This is a genomic window from Psychrobacter sp. TS_SC_6, assembly GCF_056156305.1.
The window spans coordinates 1661511-1677950 of sequence record NZ_CM149590.1 but is presented as its reverse complement, the minus strand read 5'-3'; the positions used below and the strand labels follow the sequence as shown (position 1 = coordinate 1677950).

Here is a 16440-nt window from a genome sequence, read left to right as displayed (position 1 = left end):
AACACCTCTCGGAGGTCGTTATTGTAATAGATGAGGCTGAACTTGTCACCTATTGACTGATATAAATGGTAAGTGGACAAGTCATAAAAAAGGCCATCGATTGATGACCTTGATTATGGATATGCAAGTTCTGATTTTTACTAGATAGGCTTAAAACCAATTATAGGTAAGTGAGGTGAAATAACTTGTACCTTCTGTGGCGTACTCATTACCGAATTGGCTTGCAAGGGTATAATCTTCATCAGTAATATTATCTACACGCAAGTTAGCACGTAGATTGGGTGTGATATAGGCGCTTCCACTTAAGTTAAGCAGCGTATAGCTATCAAGCTCATTGTTTTCAGTTGTAAGTCTATCATCACTATATTTTGCCTCGAGGCGCATATCGAACGTAGGCTGCTGATATCCGATATAAACTAAACCACTATTTTTAGGACGGTAAGGAAGTTGTTGATCAAAGTTTGCATTAGTTCTAGTTGTGTTCTTCGCGTCTAAGTAGTCATATGCTAGACCAAATATAAAGGCGTTCATATTCCAATCTGAGGTTAAACTCAAGCCTTTGATTTTTGCTTCACTAATGTTTGTACCACTTGCAATGAGGTCTTCTGCGTCTGTGTGATAGCCTGTCAATCGTGAAGTTTGCATATCATTAGCGTATTCAACGAATACTTCAGTATTTTCAGTTCTTTCAGGCTTTAGGTTTGGATTGTTGTCACCTGGGTAGTATAGGTCGTTAAAGGTTGGTGCGCGAAAGCCTGTGGCATAATTTGCACCGATGCGTATACCAGCTAGAGGACGTATGGCTGCCCCTAAATTGTATGTACTTTCATTACCATATTGTGAGTTGTCATCTACACGATAGTTGGCTTGCAAATCATAATAAGTGTCCGCTAATTGATAACCTACAAAAGCGCTCTTAACATCTCTGTCGTCAGGGTCATAAGCGGTTGCAGTAAAATCAGAAAAATCAGCATTAAATACTTTGACGTTTGAGGCATCTAGTTTTTGTGATAACCATTCTGCACCAACAATAACCGTACCAGGTTGTGCGTTAATACTAGTCTCTAAGCGTGCCTGCTCTTGAGTGGTATCAAACTGGCTACCATTGTCATAACTGATAGAGTTGTTATCATGAGAGGTTGATTTATCAATACTCTGACCGTAACTAAGTTTAGTAAGAGTCAGTGGGGTTTTATATTGCAAATAGGCGTTAGCGCTACCGTTTTTTTGATCAGAGTAAGCATAAGGAATGACTTTTCCAGCTGAGTCAAACTCAGTCGTAGAGTCTGAATATAAGCCGCTAATTCCTGCACTTATTGCATTTGTGAACTTGTGCTGCAGTGCCAAACTAGCATTGGTAGATTCAAAGCCATCATCATCAGCGTTATAATCAAAAGAATTACGATTAGCAATAGCATTAAAACCATCAGTTTCGTTGCGACTGACACCTAAGCTCAATGATGAAGTATCATTTTTAAGTTGACCTGTCACGCCGACTTGGTAGTGATTATTGCTGCCGTAACCGACTGTAGTGGAAACATTAGATTGTTCTACGCTATTGCCCTTAGTGAAAATTTGAATGACACCGCCCATAGCATCTGAGCCATAAAGACTAGATCCTGAAGCGCCATATAAAATTTCAATGCGATCAATTTGATCCGCTGACAATAAATTCAGCGATGGGCTACCTAAAGATATTGAGCTGTAGCGAATACCATCGATAAGCACCAATACCTGCTTGCTATCAAAGCCACGCATATAAAAATTACTGGCTGTGCCCATACCACCACTTTGCGTGATATTGATACCAGGCTGATTCTTCAGTACATCCGTGACGGTCTGACCCTGATAACGCTGCAATTCTTCGCTATTGATTACTCGAGTCTGAGCAATGACATTGCTAGTTTTAGTGGGTGTACGAGTGGCGGTGACTACAATTTTATCAAGCTCAACTTGTGGTAGCTCGCTATTACTGATGACATTGACATCAGTAGCGGCGTTAGCGCTCATAGCAAATGCGCCAAATGTGCTTAGAATACACAACCGAAGATAAGTGGTCGAAGATGAACGTGATAAAACCATATTGAATTCCAAATTGATCAAATAAAAAGTTACAGAAGTGAAATCTGAGCAGCTAAAAATTACAAAAAGTAATAAATAACATACATGGAGTTATTATCTATAAAAGCACCTGATTTATAAACCACTTTCACCTAATTTTTATTCATCATAGGGTGAATATTATTCACTATTGGCTATCTTTGATTGTTTTAGGCAAGGGATAAGTTATTTATCATTTTTTTTGTTCATTGGTGATATTTTTGATCATCATAATTGTTATTATAGGGCAGATTTTCCCCGTTTTTCGTTATGCCATTCATAAAGCCATGAGGTTTGTTTTGTTTATTAAACATCGTCTGAATACCACTGCAGTGCCATCTTCATTGATGAAATTGATGAAATTACCATTAATTGTGATAACAATACTGTTTGCTATGGCACTTAGTGTCCTCTCACAGCCTAGTGCGTTAGCAGCTGAGACGAACATACTGGGTGTGGGTGGTACTAAGACTGAGGAAGGAGATGGCAAATCGATACCTGATTCATTCGGACGCGATACGCCTCGGCATACGGTGCAAGGGTTTCTTAAAGCATTAGGGGAAAATGATTACTTGCTGGCGAGTAATTACTTAAATCTATCTAAATCCGATAATCCCACAACCATTGTAAGACAGTTCAAGCAAGCTCTCGATGCAGGTGGTCGTTTTCAGACTGATTTGCAGATTAATAATACGCCTGAAGGCAATTTGACTGATCAGCTACCGCCAAGCCAAGAAAATGTAGGTGTCATCAAAGTCAGTGATGCAAGCATTCCTCTATTACTTGAAAGAGTGGTGTCAAAAGAAGGTGAACAATATTGGCAATTTTCTACCGATACACTCAGCTCAATACCAGAGGCGATAGAGAACTATGAGCCGACTTTGGTTTCTCGTTATACCATTGACTCGTTAGAAGGCAAAAAACTTTTTGGTTATCAGTTGGCTGATTTGGTAGCCGCTTTAATGATGACTATTAGTAGTTTTTTGTTCACCTACATCGCAGTATGGCTACTGTATCATTTATTAGAAATCACTTACCCTCGTGTCCGTGATATACCGCTACCATTGCCCGATAAAGTGATATTGCCGCTAGCGGTGGTGATTATGGCGCTGATTTTATCTGAGGTGATGGTTTATGCAGGCGTGTCAGTGACCTTACGCGAGCCTGTCAACCGTTTCGCTGAGATTGCTTCGTGGGTGGCGATAACGTGGCTGTTATTACGCATTATCGATGCATTATTTACCCGTGCAGTGAACTTAAGCTATAAGAAAAACTATACTGAACGGGTCTCAATTTTGGGGCTACTACGCAAAGTCGTCAAAGCACTGTTATTGATATTTGCAGTAATCGTCACTTTTGGTAATTTGGGATTTGACTTAACGACGGGTATTGCGGCATTAGGTGTCGGTGGTTTAGCGTTAGCATTAGGTGCGCAAAAGACCATCGAAAACTTAGTTGGCAGTGTGGTGGTGGTGGCAGATTCGCCCGTACGTATCGGCGATTATTGCAAGTTTGGTACCTATGAAGGCACCGTCATCGATATTGGTATTCGCTCATCCCGCGTGCGTACTCTGACTCGCACTATTGTCACAGTACCTAATGGTGATTTTTCATCGATGCAAATTGAAAACTTTACCTCGCGTGATATGTTCCGCTTTTTGCATCAGCTATATATCAAGCGTACCGCTGATATTGATGTTGTGTTTAAAATGGTAAAGCATTTGGATACGTTCTTGGATGAGCACGAGTTGACCAATCAAGAATGGAACCAAGTTAACATCTTAGAGTTGCGTCAAGATTGTTATATTATTCAGCTACAAGCCTATATCAATGCTACTGGTATCATCGAATTTTATGAAAAACAAGACGTGTTATTTGTTGATCTGTTAGTGCAAGTTAGGAAGTATAATGTAGAGCATGCCCTGCCAACACAGCAGCTGATTGTTAAGCAACCAGAGCTTCAAGCTGAATTAGATCATGAAAATAAAGAAGGCGAAACGGCTGACACGAAAACTGACAAAAAAAATACTGCTGATGGTAAGCCTGAAGCCGTTAATTTAAGCAAAGATAGGGGTGCTGTTAATGATGAGCAGACCGAAGATAAACCCAAAGATGGCTTAAAAAAGGATATGATCGACAATAAATACAAACGCATCCATAAAAATCGTGGTTATAATTTAGCAAAACTAAAGTTCAAGCAGGTTAAAAAGAGCTTTAGATTTCCAAGAGCAAAAAAATAAGGTAGTAAATAACTATCAATCCGGTGATGTGTTGTATGAGGCTATGAGTATTTTCAATAGCAGTTAGTGTCATAAAATGCTTTAACGACACTAATGAAAATAGCTGTCTGACAATAGCTATTAAACACATAGACGATTTTTTGACATAAAAAAGGACTGCTTATTTGCAGTCCTTTTTTGTTCCTAAACCAAAGAGCTTATTCGCTATCAGGTTTATTCTTTTTTAATAATACCAATACAGCGCCATTGCCACCATCTTTTGGCGGGGCTGAGCAAAATGCCAACACTTCTGGTAATTGGCGTAACCAACCGTTGACGCAGGTTTTTAGAATCGCTTCACTACCTTTACCATGGACGATTTTTACCGATGTCTCATTGTTTTGCTTTGCTTGGCTGAGTAATTGAGTCATCGCTACACGCGCTTCTTCAATAGTGCAGCCATGAATATCTACAGCATCGTACCAACGCAATTTACCTTGTTTGAGCTGGGTAAAAATTTTGTTTTGTAAGGTAGGGTTTTTATAAGATAAATAGGCTTCACCGGCAACAGGGTTCAATAAAGCCTGCATATCTGATAAACCAGCGCCCAAGTCGCTTGCTTCGCCACCTTGAGCGGCTGCACGTTTAGACAGTGTCGCTGCATCAGGCTTTTTGGCTTTTGCTGCATTGGCAGGTGAGCGAAGGTTTTTATCTTCTAGTTGATTAACACCATGCATTGCTTGCATAAACAGCACTTTATCATCATCGATATGTTCAGAGTCCATCTGCTTAACGGTTTTTTTAACTTGCTTTTGAGTCAATAGCGAGACAGGCTCCGTCGGCTTACCATCGTCGCCATCAGGTGAGACAGTATCACGACCTTTACTCAATTGACCTTTAAGCTCTTTGAGCTGATCTTGCATTTCTTTTGAAAATAGAGAGTTTGACATAATAATTAATGTATCGTTGGTTAGTGAATGAATGATTAATTGAATAAGTAATAAAGATAATGACTATTTTAATAGTGGCTTTATTTAAACTATCTCACTTACTTTACGCCTGTGCTGCGACGCTCGCAAGTAAGGATTGTAATGCTTGTCCAGGATGATCGGTTTTCATAAATTGCTCACCGATTAAAAAGTGCTGAATATTGTGGCTTAACATCAGGCGGATATCATCGCTGCTATGGATACCACTTTCGGTCACGATAAGCGGATGTTGTAGGCTATCATTAGGATTAGCAGAAAATGCATCATCAATAGCAAGCTCGCGTAATAGGGCGTTCTTTAAATCAAGTGTCGTCTGCAAATCCACATCAAAGGTGTTTAAGTCACGGTTATTGATACCGTAGATATTGTGCTCTGAATGTGGCAGCTGTAGGGCACGCTCAAGCTCTTCTGCCGTATGCACTTCGATCAACACATCCATACCAAGCTCGATGCTTAGCGCATGTAGCTCTTGCGCCTGTGCGTCATCAAGGCATGCCATAATCAGTAATATACAATCTGCGCCAAGTAGATATGACTGATAAATTTGATAGACATCAATCATAAAGTCTTTACGTAATATCGGCAGATCACAAGTTTCACGTGCTTGGATTAAATAGCTATCATCACCTTGGAAGTAGTCACGATCAGTCAATACAGACAGACAGCTTGCACCTGCTTGCTCATACTGCTTGGCAAATTCGGCCGGCATAAAGTTGTGATTGATGATACCTTTAGAAGGTGATGCTTTTTTTATCTCAGCAATAATACCGATATTAGCGGCGCGCAAAGCACTGGCAAAACCGCGACGAGGTTGTTTATCTGCCGCGACTTTTACTTGTAAGTCTTCAAGTGATAACAGATTACGAGCAGCAGCAACCTCTTCATGTTTGGTAGCAACGATACGTTGTAATACTGAAGGAATATGTGAGCCAACTGTTTTGTTAGTAGTCATGGCGGTATCCAAATATGGTTAACTATAAATAGGCAATAATAGCGTGAACTGTGTACTGATAAATTTAAAGTATCAGCACAGATAAAGCGACATCAAGAACAATGTAATATCATAAAAAGTAAGCGTCGTTAATTTTGCACTGCGAGCTGCTGCGTATAGTGCGCTAAAGACTCAAGCTTCACTAAAGCCTCGCCATTTTGGATAATTTTTTGTGCTCGGCTCACACCGTTTGGATAGTTGCTTGCAAGTCCTGCGGTATATATCGCGGCACCGGCATTTAACGCAATCATATCGCGCGCTTTAAGCACTGATCGTTCATGTGTCTCTGTGCCTGATAAAGCGGCACGTATTAGCTCAAGGCTTTGCGCTGGCGAGTCCACATCAAGCCCAATCAAGGTCTGTGAATCAATACCTGCATCCTCTGGCATCATATCATAGACAGAAATTTCACCATCTTTTAATTCAGCCACTGTAGTCGAGGTTGCGAGACTTATTTCATCCAAACCATCTTTTGCACCGACGACCATTACATGGCGCGCGCCTAGATTTTTCATGACCTTTGCTAAAGGTTCACATAATTGCGCGGTAAAAACGCCAATCACCAAATTGGGCGTACCAGCAGGGTTGGTGAGTGGACCTAAAATATTAAAAATCGTTCTTGATTTTAGCTCACGGCGTACTGGATTGGCATAACGCATGGCGCTATGATGGTTTGGCGCAAATAAAAAACCAATACCTTGGTCTTCGATACAGGCTTGCGCTTGCTCAGGCGTCAGAGATAGACTAATACCAGCTTGCTCAAGCAAGTCCGAGCTACCAGATTTGCTTGAAACACCGCGGTTACCATGTTTGGCAACTTGTGCACCTGCTGCTGCTGCTACCAACGCTGCTGCTGTAGAGACATTAAACAAGTTGGCACCATCACCCCCTGTACCAACGATATCGACCATATAGTCGCAGTTTTTTGGGGCGATATTTGACGCTAATGCACGCATAGCACTTGCTGAGGCAGTAATCTCATCGATTGATTCGCCTTTCATGCGCAGACCGGTCAAGATAGCACCCATCATGGCATCACTACATCTGCCTTGCATGATGATTAGCATCACTTGATACATCTCATCAAAGGTCAGATCAATGTGTTGAAAAATCCTACCTAATGCAGTGGTTAGTAGCTTATGGATACTGTCATCTGAAAGCTGGTGGATATCTTCTGGCGCATGGGTTACGTTTGAAAGTACATCCTGCAAAGGAGCAGTGGTCATCATATTCTCACTTGTTATTATTTTAAATTTTTAGATAATTTCTAGCGGCTAGCCCACCTTTGGCAAGTTATCGGTGTCTATAACAGCCAAATGATGCGCTCGTAAAAAGTTATTAAGCAGCTGATAGCCGGCCTCGCTTAAAATAGATTCAGGATGAAACTGTACCCCTTCAATGGCAAAGTCACGGTGACGAATACCCATGATTTCTTCTATGCTGCCATCGATATTTTGTGTCCAAGCAGTGACCTCAAAGCCATCAGGTAAGCTTGATTTATCGATAACCAATGAATGATAGCGGGTAAACTGTGCAGGATTGGGTAACTCCATAAACACACCCTGTCCATTATGGTAAATAGCGGATAAGCGTCCGTGCATCACTTCGCTTGCTTTGACTATGCTACCGCCAAACGCCTGTCCAATAGCCTGATGACCCAAGCAGATACCCAGTATTGGTATCATGCCTCTAAAGGTATCAATCAATTCAAGTGAGACGCCAGCGCTGTCAGGAGTGCAAGGTCCAGGACCGATAACGATGACGTCAGGCGCGAGCGCTTTTATTTGCTCAATGCTAATCTCATCATTACGACAAACGGTGATGTCCTGCTGCAATTCACCGAAGTACTGTACAATATTGTACGTAAAGCTGTCATAGTTATCGATCATCAGAATCATGAAGGCTTCAACTTATTAAGATGTTTACTATTGGTGTTGATTGATAAATTTGTATGACAGTTTGCTATGTCACTTAATGTTAAAGGTTTTATGGCGCTATTATATTAACATTATTTTGTCGTCTATCAAATGTGACGATTCTGTAGATTGAATGTCGATAGATAAAAGTATGTTTAATCGTCAATGGAAAAGCAAATTGACACCACTACCGCTACTAAAAAAATTATATTTCCAAAAAATATTTATAAATGTTTTATTATGGTGCAAATGCACTAAATATATTCTTATTGACGCACTATTATGATGCTAATATTATGATATTGAATCATCGATATTCATTGTTAGAAATAAATGTGAGACAATATTTTTTATGGAAAATTAGACTGTATTTTATTTAACTGACTGTATTTGTTGGTAATAAATTAAAATTCTGATGATCTAGAGCACTCAAATCAGCTAGGTTGGCATGGCTGTTGCATATTCCTAGCATACAAGTATCTTGTATTGCCTTGCAGCACAGAGTATTTGTCAATTGGCGTCTGAAGAGTGCAACATTGTTAGCGAGATATTGCTAATATAGCAATTGCATTTGTCTGATTGATAAAAATGTGTCATTAATAATAAAGACAGATACTGGCTATTAGTATGAATAACGAGTAAAAACCGTTATCTTCAACCTCAGCACTGTTTAGTAATACAAAGCCATTACCATAATTTCAGTACCATGATAATCACTAGGGAAACTATCTATGTCAAATAAACTACTTGATCTGATCAAATCATCCAACGCTAAATGGGTTGATTTCCGCTTCACTGATACCCGCGGTAAAGAGCATCATATGAGCTTTCCAGCTCATAGCGTTGATGAAGAATCGATGGAAGATGGCAAAATGTTCGATGGCTCATCGATTGCTGGCTGGAAAGGGATTGAAGCATCAGACATGATTTTGCGTCCTGATCCTGATACGGCGTTTATTGACCCATTCTTTGATGCGGTTACGGTTGTTGTGACTTGTGACATCATTGAGCCATCAACCCTACAAGGTTATGACCGTGATCCACGCTCTATTGCCCGCCGTGCTGAAGAATATTTAAAATCTACTGGTATTGGTGATACGGCTTATTTTGGTCCTGAGCCTGAATTCTTTGTGTTTGATGAAGTAAAATGGTCTGTAGGTATGTCCGGTGTCAGTCATGAAATCGTCGCTGAAGAAGCCGCTTGGTCAACCAACAAAGACTACGAGTGGGGCAACATGGGTCATCGCCCACGTGTCAAAGGCGGTTATGTACCCGTGCCACCTGTTGATAGCGCACAAGATATGCGTACCGTCATGTGCGATCGTATCGAAGATATGATTGGTGAAGGCTGTATCGAAGTCCATCACCATGAAGTTGCGCCTTGTCAGTTAGAGATTGGCGTTGCTTTTAACACCCTAGTACGCAAAGCAGATGAAGTGCAAAAACTCAAATACGCTGTACATAACGTTGCGCATCAGTTTGGAAAAACAGCAACCTTTATGCCTAAGCCTATCGTCGGTGATAATGGTTCTGGTATGCACGTCCATATGTCAATCTCAAAAGATGGTGTCAATACTTTCTCTGGCGATGAATATGCAGGCTTGTCTGAAACGGCACTATATTTTGTTGGTGGTATCATTAAACACGCTCGTGCACTTAATGCAATTACCAATCCATCGACCAACAGCTACAAGCGTTTAGTGCCTCATTATGAAGCACCTATTAAACTTGCTTACTCAGCATCTAACCGCTCAGCGTCTATCCGTATTCCGCACGTTAGTAGCCCAAAAGCAGTGCGTGTTGAAGCACGTTTCCCTGATCCAGCAGCCAACCCATACTTAGCGTTTGCGGCGTTGTTGATGGCTGGTATTGACGGTATTCAAAACAAAATACATCCAGGTGAAGCGGCTGATAAAAATTTATATGATTTGCCACCCGAAGAAGAAGCACTCATTCCAACAGTCGCTGAAAACTTAGACGTGGCGCTACAAGCACTAAAAGATGATCATGAGTTCTTATTAAAAGGCGATGTATTTACCAAAGAGATGTTAGAGGCTTATATTGCTCTAAAACAAGAAGAAGCACAGCGCGTCAACATTACTGTACATCCAGTTGAATTTGACTTGTATTACAGCTGCTAATCTATAGCTAGTACGCTCAATCATTTTAATAAAAAACCAGTTAAGTAGGTCTTAGCTGGTTTTTTTTGCTCTTGAATATTCGTGTTGACTGAGTTGACAAAATTTCTGTGCAGACGATACTGCTTTAATAGGAAAAGTAACGCATAATAGTTTCATCTGTATATTCATAATAAGTATCTATTAGGCTGACTGACTATGACTCCATTATCAAAAAGCAGTTTTTTAAATAAAAATCTGACGCTAAGCCTGCTGACAGGTTCTGTGATGAGCATAGTCAGTCTTTACGCGCCTATAGCGAATGCTGCGCCTATTTATAAAGTCATTGATGAAAAAACGGGTCAATTCACCTTTACCGATCGCCCGCAAAACTACGAGAATAAATCGGGCAAGCAAATTAGTGAAACTTCTGTTATTACAGATACTCGCTCTACGTCCAACAGTACTACTAACAGCACTGCAGTAAATAGCAATCCTACTGTACCTGCTAAGCCAATGGTCGCTAGCAATGTTACACCGCCAGCGATGGCAAATGCCTCGAACACAACTCAAGCACCACGTGTCAATTATCAATTCACCATGATTGAGCCTAGCGAAGCGCGTGCCTATCGTCGTCCGGCGCAAAGTATCATGGTTACTCTACAAATCAAACCTGCATTGCAAACAGGCGATAGTGTGAGTATTACGCTTGATGGTAATGAGGTAGCTCAAGGTTTAAGCGCTTCGATTTCTACCGTTGATATTTTACCGGGTGCTCATGTAATCAATGCTGTAGTCAAAAACGCGAAAGGGCAGACGTTAAAGCAAGTCTCAAGAACAGTATATGTGATTCAAAATACGCAGACATTGCAAAATAATAAAAAAATTGCTGCGCAGCTTTTGGCTTATCAGCGCTTGCCTTGGCACCAAAAGGTGTTGTTAAAACTGCGTCAAGATGGCAAACAGCCTAATATGCAATCATTTACTAAGCCAGTAGTTGATAAACCTATGACACTTGAACAGCCAGCTATTAAGTAGCTAATACATAAATAAGGTTATCTAAGAAATAAAGGCAATCTCTGATATCAGCGATTGCCTTTATTCATACTCATCTTTTCATATAACTTTGACTGTATTTTATTTAGTCAATTCAATCGTGCCATTGGCAGTGACTGAGATGGTGCTGTTACCAGATTCAAAGTTTTGGCTTGGTACAGACGCATCAGCACTCTCAGCTTTCATGCTCATTGCATTATACATCGGGCGCGGATAATTGCTGCCCGTGTTTAGATTGACATTGACGACACGATAGCCACGTGCATCCCAAGCACGGGTCATATTTTTAGCTTGCTGCTGAAAAGCGCGTGAAGCCTCAGTCATTAGCTTTTGCTCTAGCGTATTCTTTTTGATATCTGAAACACCAAAGCTAAGATTTTCCATTACTAAGGTTTCTTGTAAATCAGCAATCAGCTGGCTAGTTGCGGTAAAATCGGTACTTTTTAGATCGATATTTGCCTGTCCTGTCCAGCCAATGATTTTATTGCTTTTATCATAGCGAGGGTAGGTACGCTGTTGCCCTGTACTGACAGTGACAGTCGGATAGCGTTTAGCGATTTTCAAAGCATTGTTAATCGAGGTGTTTAATGTGGTTGCTAATGCTTTTGCATCGGTTGCCTGGGCTTTTTTATATAAGCTGGCAGTGACCTCATCGTTTTGAATCTCTTCTTTTACTTCTGCCTGAAAAGTAAGTTGGTCGTAGCCCGTTGGTGCCGCATAAGCGCTTCCCATCACCGCTGTTAATAAAAGTGCTGTACCAGTGCTGAGAGCAGCTTTACCAGTTAATATGTTTTTCATCATAATCTCCTGAATGACGTAATTGTGTTTGAAGAAGTTAATTTGAAAGCCATAAAAATGCATTTTATTTATTTGGCATTTTTTATAGCATTTAAGCTTCTTAGCTAAAATAGCAAAATTTAAAAGTATCGCTGTGAGAATTTTGTCACTTAAGTTACAGGTGCATGTAGTATAAAAAGCGAACAGTTTTACAATTGGGGTTGTAATAATAAAAAATTCTTGTATAATCTGCAGCTGGTGGCCCCATTGGTAGCCTCGCAACATTGTTCTATGAATCCCGCCAGGACCGGAAGGTAGCAACGGTAATAGTTATAATGTGTGCCGAGGATGTGCTTTTGGGGTCGCTTTTTTTTGCCTAAAATTTGATAATAAAATATATAAATAAGTCCTTCATTATAAAGGGCTTTTTTTTCGCCTGTCTTTTGTCTTATTTTGAACTTTTAGTAAACCATATAAGTTAAAATACAATCCAGTAACTTTTATTAACAATAAGATTGGTAAAAAGCGTATCGGAGTCTAACGATGAAAGTGTTTGTTTGGTCATTCATTGTAATGGTTGTATTGGCAGTAATTTTTGGTACATTAATATTCAATAAGTTGGTACGCGCCCGTAATCAAGCAAACAATGGTTTTGCGCAGATAGATATACAGCTAAAACGTCGTCATGATCTGATTCCAAACCTAGTCGAAACTGTAAGACGTTACTTGTCTCACGAGGAAGAGACGCTGATACGTGTTATTAGTGCGCGCAACCATGCTCAGAGTCTACAGGATTCTAGCAAGCATCAGCCAGACTCGCTTGAACACATGGCGCTATTTGCCAAGGCTGAGAGTATGTTGACCAAAGCATTAGGACAGTTCTCAGCTGTCGTAGAAGCGTATCCTGAGCTAAAAGCAGACAGTATGATTAAAGAGCTGATGGATGAGCTGACCAATACTGAGAACCGTATCAGCTTTGCTCGTCAGCACTATAATGACAGCGTGATGTTCTACAACAATGACCGCGAGGTATTCCCCAACAATCTGATTAGCACGACTTTTGGCTTACGCCCGTTAAGTCCGCTAGTATTTGAAGACAGAAAGGTGATTGCACAAGCACCTGTCGTTAATATGGGCTGATGTTTCATTACGTTCGTATGCTTAAATGCGTTTAGCTATTTTTAAGTCAGGCAACTAGATGGATTTTTTTGGTGAACAGCGCACTCGTACTCGGCGCAGCCTATTGCTGTATGGGTTGTTTTTTCTCATTATACTTGTCCATATTGCGGTGGCGCTCGGTATTATGTCGCTGCTGCTGACGATATTTACTGGTGGCATTTATTATTGGGCTTTAGTACTGGTTATAGTTTGGATAATCGGTAGCTTTGTCATTGGCAGTTTTTTGGAGTATAGACGGCTAAAAGCAGGTGGGCGTGCTATCGCTCAGCGCGTGGGCGGGGTTCGGCTGTTTATCGACCATAGCCAAGATGCTTGGCAGCATAGTCAAGGCGTTGCTCATCAACCTGAGCCTGTACAAAAGGTTCGTTTTAGCGCCCGTCATATCGCGGTACGTGATGAGCGTGATTTTCCGCCTGTTTATCGTCGCTATTATGAAATTGCCCAGCAGCTAGCGATTGCTTCGGGTTTGAGTATGCCGATATTATATGTATTGCCTAACGAGCAAGGCATCAATGGATTCGTTGCGGGTCGTCATAGTCAAGATATGGCGCTTGTAGTTACCCAAGGCGCGCTTGATAAACTGTCTGATGAGGGGCTATATGGTCTGATAGGGCACGAATATGGTCATCTCTTACATGGTGATGCCAAGTTTAATCTACAACTAATGGTTGTGCTGGCAGGCTTACAATTACTCTATGACTGGAGTGATTCTATTAATAATCTTGGTGCTGACAATCAAATCGGATATAAAAGCAGTCAGTACAAGTATTTTGATAAGGCAGTCAATCAAAGCAACCCACTGTCACAAAGAGCCATTGATAGTCATGCGCGTAGTACTGAAGCGCGAACAGCAATTTTTACCACCCATAGTGAATGGGTCAATTATTGGCAAGCTCAGTCAAAAAATCAGCAAAATTTAACGAAAGGACGGTTTATTGGACTCCAAAACAGCGTTGCTGTTGATCGACAAGCACCACGTAATATCTGGACATTACTAGTACATGGGTTGAGCTTCTCTAGCATGGCAAGTGCCCAACTGATCAAGCACAGCTTTAACCGCGAGCGTGAATTGCTAGCCGATGCGACCAGTATACAGCTCACACGCTCGCCAGCAATTATGGAAACCTTGCAATCCATTCACCAAGATTCCTTGGGTTCGCGCTTGACAGGTATTGCCGATATTAATGGGTTAAGTCATTTCTTCTTTGCCAGTAGCGGCGCCGACCTAGGTGATGTCTCATGGTTTGCCACTCATCCAAGTTTGAGTGAGCGTATGAGCGCCATTAATGCCAATGCTTATCACGACTTTGCCATAAAAGTTGCCAAAGAAAAACGTATTAATCAGAAGAAAGTACAAGAAGTTTATGAGCAGCGCCGGCTGGGTGATTGGGGAGTAATAACAGCAAATAGCCTAAAAAGAAAAAATAATAGCCTAAGTACAGAATCGCCAGAAAAAATCACACTTCAATCTCAGTCATCACCTAGTATTTATAAGAACAATGATACAAAAATAAGTAGTGAGTTAGACACGGACTCAGGTCTTGAGTTTGCTGTAGAGAAGGACGTAATAGTTGATGGGCGTTTACAAGTAAAAGCAAAGTCGATTGATAAACGTCAGCTGATAAAGCCATGGCAAGCAAAGCATGATAGCGACCTGCTGGCAAAAAATTCAATCAGTACTGCTGATATAAACAAGGTATCACTGCCACAATATGTGCTTAATCACAGTTATCATCCGCGAGGTGCGCAGGCTTTGATTGAAGCGGTGATGCTATGCCATCAAGGTTGCATATTATCCACAATTGCCACTTATCATTTATCAGATATCTGGAGTGGTATTCCTAAAGATAGGATAGTGACTACGACTGATAGTAGCAATAGCTCTACGTCTAATATAAAACCTCAAATTGATACAATGAGTGATAAGAAAATATTGCCGCATACCCTAGACCAGCAGTTACTAGAGGGAGTTGCTAGTATTGATCGGCGGTTAGATAGTGCTCTAATAATTTTTGCTATAAAACAACTATCTCAGCATGACTTATCCGAAAGCGTGATAAATGAATTACGCCTAAAAAGTGAAAGTAGCCATCAAAGCCAGCTATATTATAGACAGCAAAAAAAATCGCGTACCATGCTGATGCGCTATCAGCAAGGCATCATTCAGCTGTTTAAAAGCCAGTTAACCATCGATTTGAGCAGAAATTTTGCTGATGAAATAGCCAATGATGACGTTTACATGGGTGAGCCTAAACCAGTATTCACGCGCTCAGAGGATGCAATCTCTCGATCACCATCAATTTTGTCGTTATGGCAGGCACTACACTTACAGCAACTACTGCCTATACTGTCTGGTGTTTTAAACCATAATTTAGCAAATGCTAATGAATCATGGCAACTGGAGTTACGAGCTGGTCTAGAGGATATTTATGCCCAGCTTGATCCATCAGGTCAGGTTTTTAACAGCCTTGGCAACGCTGAAAAAACAATATTAACGCTATTGGCCTACCGATTATCAAAAGATGTCAAAGGTCAGGTAGCATCAGCTCTGAGTGATAGAAGTTTTAATGTGTCCAATTATGTTGTATATGTGCGCCGTCATGCACGTCTGATTGATATTGATTTAACAGCAGTGAGCAATGCAAATTTGCAATGGCTACTATTGACTGCACAAAATTTAAATAGTGTGCAATTATTGGCACTGATAGAAGCAGTGCCTGTTTTTATATCACCAAGCACAGACAGTGAAGAGGCTGGTGATAATTATCAACACAGGCAGCAGAGTGATGGTCAAATAGAGTATAATAGCGCTATAAAAAACAGCCATATTGATGATGTCACTACTGATAATCTATATATAGTTAGCAATTATCGTCAATGGCTAAGTACATTGCATACAGTGATGTTACACGATACGATAATCAGCCAAGATGAATATGATTGCTTAACGATACTAGCAGACCACTGGCTTGGTGTTAGACAGCTTTTTTAGGCAGATTAGACGATTTTATAGTTAATGCGTTAAGTAATGGTTAGCATCGTTTTTGACAGTAAAAGCCTGTAAACCCATTTGAGATAAGTAGGATAGTAGAGTCG

At 40.7% G+C, this 16440-nt stretch carries 11 protein-coding genes and 1 other RNA gene; 6 read left to right on the top strand and 6 right to left on the bottom strand.

The window, feature by feature from the left end; translation table 11 throughout:
- Positions 1-150: 150 nt before the first annotated feature.
- A complete protein-coding gene (locus AC0J5Y_RS07045) occupies positions 151-2010 on the bottom strand; it encodes a TonB-dependent receptor domain-containing protein (RefSeq protein ID WP_475130038.1) in 1860 nt (619 codons plus the stop codon).
- 311 nt (positions 2011-2321) lie between these two features.
- On the opposite strand from AC0J5Y_RS07045, the gene AC0J5Y_RS07040 reads away from it, so the two are divergent.
- Positions 2322-4340, top strand: a complete 2019-nt coding sequence (locus tag AC0J5Y_RS07040) for a mechanosensitive ion channel family protein (RefSeq protein WP_475130037.1) — start codon at positions 2322-2324, stop codon at positions 4338-4340.
- Between the two features lie 197 nt (positions 4341-4537).
- Here AC0J5Y_RS07040 and AC0J5Y_RS07035 read toward each other — a convergent pair whose 3' ends face one another.
- The 4 genes from AC0J5Y_RS07035 to AC0J5Y_RS07020 form a co-directional block, all read right to left on the bottom strand.
- Positions 4538-5269: a Smr/MutS family protein gene (locus AC0J5Y_RS07035; RefSeq protein ID WP_475130036.1), complete on the bottom strand. Its 732-nt coding sequence runs from the start codon at positions 5267-5269 to the stop codon at positions 4538-4540.
- A 103-nt stretch (positions 5270-5372) separates the two neighbouring features.
- Positions 5373-6260 (bottom strand): indole-3-glycerol phosphate synthase TrpC, encoded by an 888-nt coding sequence (gene trpC, locus AC0J5Y_RS07030; RefSeq protein ID WP_475130035.1) that lies wholly within the window; start codon positions 6258-6260, stop codon positions 5373-5375.
- A gap of 128 nt (positions 6261-6388) precedes the next feature.
- Complete coding sequence (gene trpD, locus AC0J5Y_RS07025; protein ID WP_475130034.1) at positions 6389-7528, bottom strand: anthranilate phosphoribosyltransferase; 1140 nt, start codon at positions 7526-7528, stop codon at positions 6389-6391.
- Positions 7529-7573: 45 nt separating this feature from the next.
- On the bottom strand, positions 7574-8197 hold the full coding sequence (locus AC0J5Y_RS07020; protein WP_475130033.1) for an anthranilate synthase component II: 624 nt from the start codon (positions 8195-8197) through the stop codon (positions 7574-7576).
- Positions 8198-8946: 749 nt separating this feature from the next.
- Here AC0J5Y_RS07020 and glnA point away from each other — a divergent pair.
- Together glnA and AC0J5Y_RS07010 are read left to right on the top strand one after the other, a co-directional pair.
- The gene (gene glnA / locus AC0J5Y_RS07015) at positions 8947-10356 is read left to right on the top strand and encodes a type I glutamate--ammonia ligase (RefSeq protein ID WP_475130032.1); all 1410 of its coding nucleotides are present in this window, start codon (positions 8947-8949) and stop codon (positions 10354-10356) included.
- 195 nt (positions 10357-10551) lie between these two features.
- Positions 10552-11370 (top strand): DUF4124 domain-containing protein, encoded by an 819-nt coding sequence (locus tag AC0J5Y_RS07010; RefSeq protein ID WP_475130031.1) that lies wholly within the window; start codon positions 10552-10554, stop codon positions 11368-11370.
- A 99-nt stretch (positions 11371-11469) separates the two neighbouring features.
- On the opposite strand, the gene AC0J5Y_RS07005 is transcribed toward AC0J5Y_RS07010, so the two are convergent.
- Positions 11470-12186, bottom strand: a complete 717-nt coding sequence (locus tag AC0J5Y_RS07005) for an SIMPL domain-containing protein (RefSeq protein ID WP_475130030.1) — start codon at positions 12184-12186, stop codon at positions 11470-11472.
- Between the two features lie 244 nt (positions 12187-12430).
- On the opposite strand from AC0J5Y_RS07005, the gene ffs reads away from it, so the two are divergent.
- The 3 genes from ffs to AC0J5Y_RS06990 all read left to right on the top strand — a co-directional run bounded on the left by ffs (position 12431) and on the right by AC0J5Y_RS06990 (position 16336).
- Positions 12431-12527: signal recognition particle sRNA small type (gene ffs / locus AC0J5Y_RS07000), an RNA gene on the top strand.
- A 181-nt stretch (positions 12528-12708) separates the two neighbouring features.
- Positions 12709-13305 carry a LemA family protein gene (locus tag AC0J5Y_RS06995; protein ID WP_475130029.1) on the top strand — a complete coding sequence of 199 codons (597 nt, stop codon included), beginning with the start codon at positions 12709-12711 and terminating at the stop codon, positions 13303-13305.
- Between the two features lie 58 nt (positions 13306-13363).
- Positions 13364-16336, top strand: coding sequence for a M48 family metalloprotease (locus AC0J5Y_RS06990; protein WP_475130028.1), 2973 nt, complete (start codon positions 13364-13366; stop codon positions 16334-16336).
- The last annotated feature ends 104 nt before the right edge of the window (positions 16337-16440 follow it).

Coding starts and splice junctions, on each gene's coding strand:
- AC0J5Y_RS07045 (WP_475130038.1), bottom strand. CDS start 2,010: ATGAGCGCTAACGCCGCTACTGATGTCAATGTCATCAGTAATAGCGAG.
- AC0J5Y_RS07035 (WP_475130036.1), bottom strand. CDS start 5,269: ATGTCAAACTCTCTATTTTCAAAAGAAATGCAAGATCAGCTCAAAGAG.
- trpC (WP_475130035.1), bottom strand. CDS start 6,260: ATGACTACTAACAAAACAGTTGGCTCACATATTCCTTCAGTATTACAA.
- trpD (WP_475130034.1), bottom strand. CDS start 7,528: ATGATGACCACTGCTCCTTTGCAGGATGTACTTTCAAACGTAACCCAT.
- AC0J5Y_RS07020 (WP_475130033.1), bottom strand. CDS start 8,197: ATGATTCTGATGATCGATAACTATGACAGCTTTACGTACAATATTGTA.
- glnA (WP_475130032.1), top strand. CDS start 8,947: ATGTCAAATAAACTACTTGATCTGATCAAATCATCCAACGCTAAATGG.
- AC0J5Y_RS07010 (WP_475130031.1), top strand. CDS start 10,552: ATGACTCCATTATCAAAAAGCAGTTTTTTAAATAAAAATCTGACGCTA.
- AC0J5Y_RS07005 (WP_475130030.1), bottom strand. CDS start 12,186: ATGAAAAACATATTAACTGGTAAAGCTGCTCTCAGCACTGGTACAGCA.
- AC0J5Y_RS06995 (WP_475130029.1), top strand. CDS start 12,709: ATGAAAGTGTTTGTTTGGTCATTCATTGTAATGGTTGTATTGGCAGTA.
- AC0J5Y_RS06990 (WP_475130028.1), top strand. CDS start 13,364: ATGGATTTTTTTGGTGAACAGCGCACTCGTACTCGGCGCAGCCTATTG.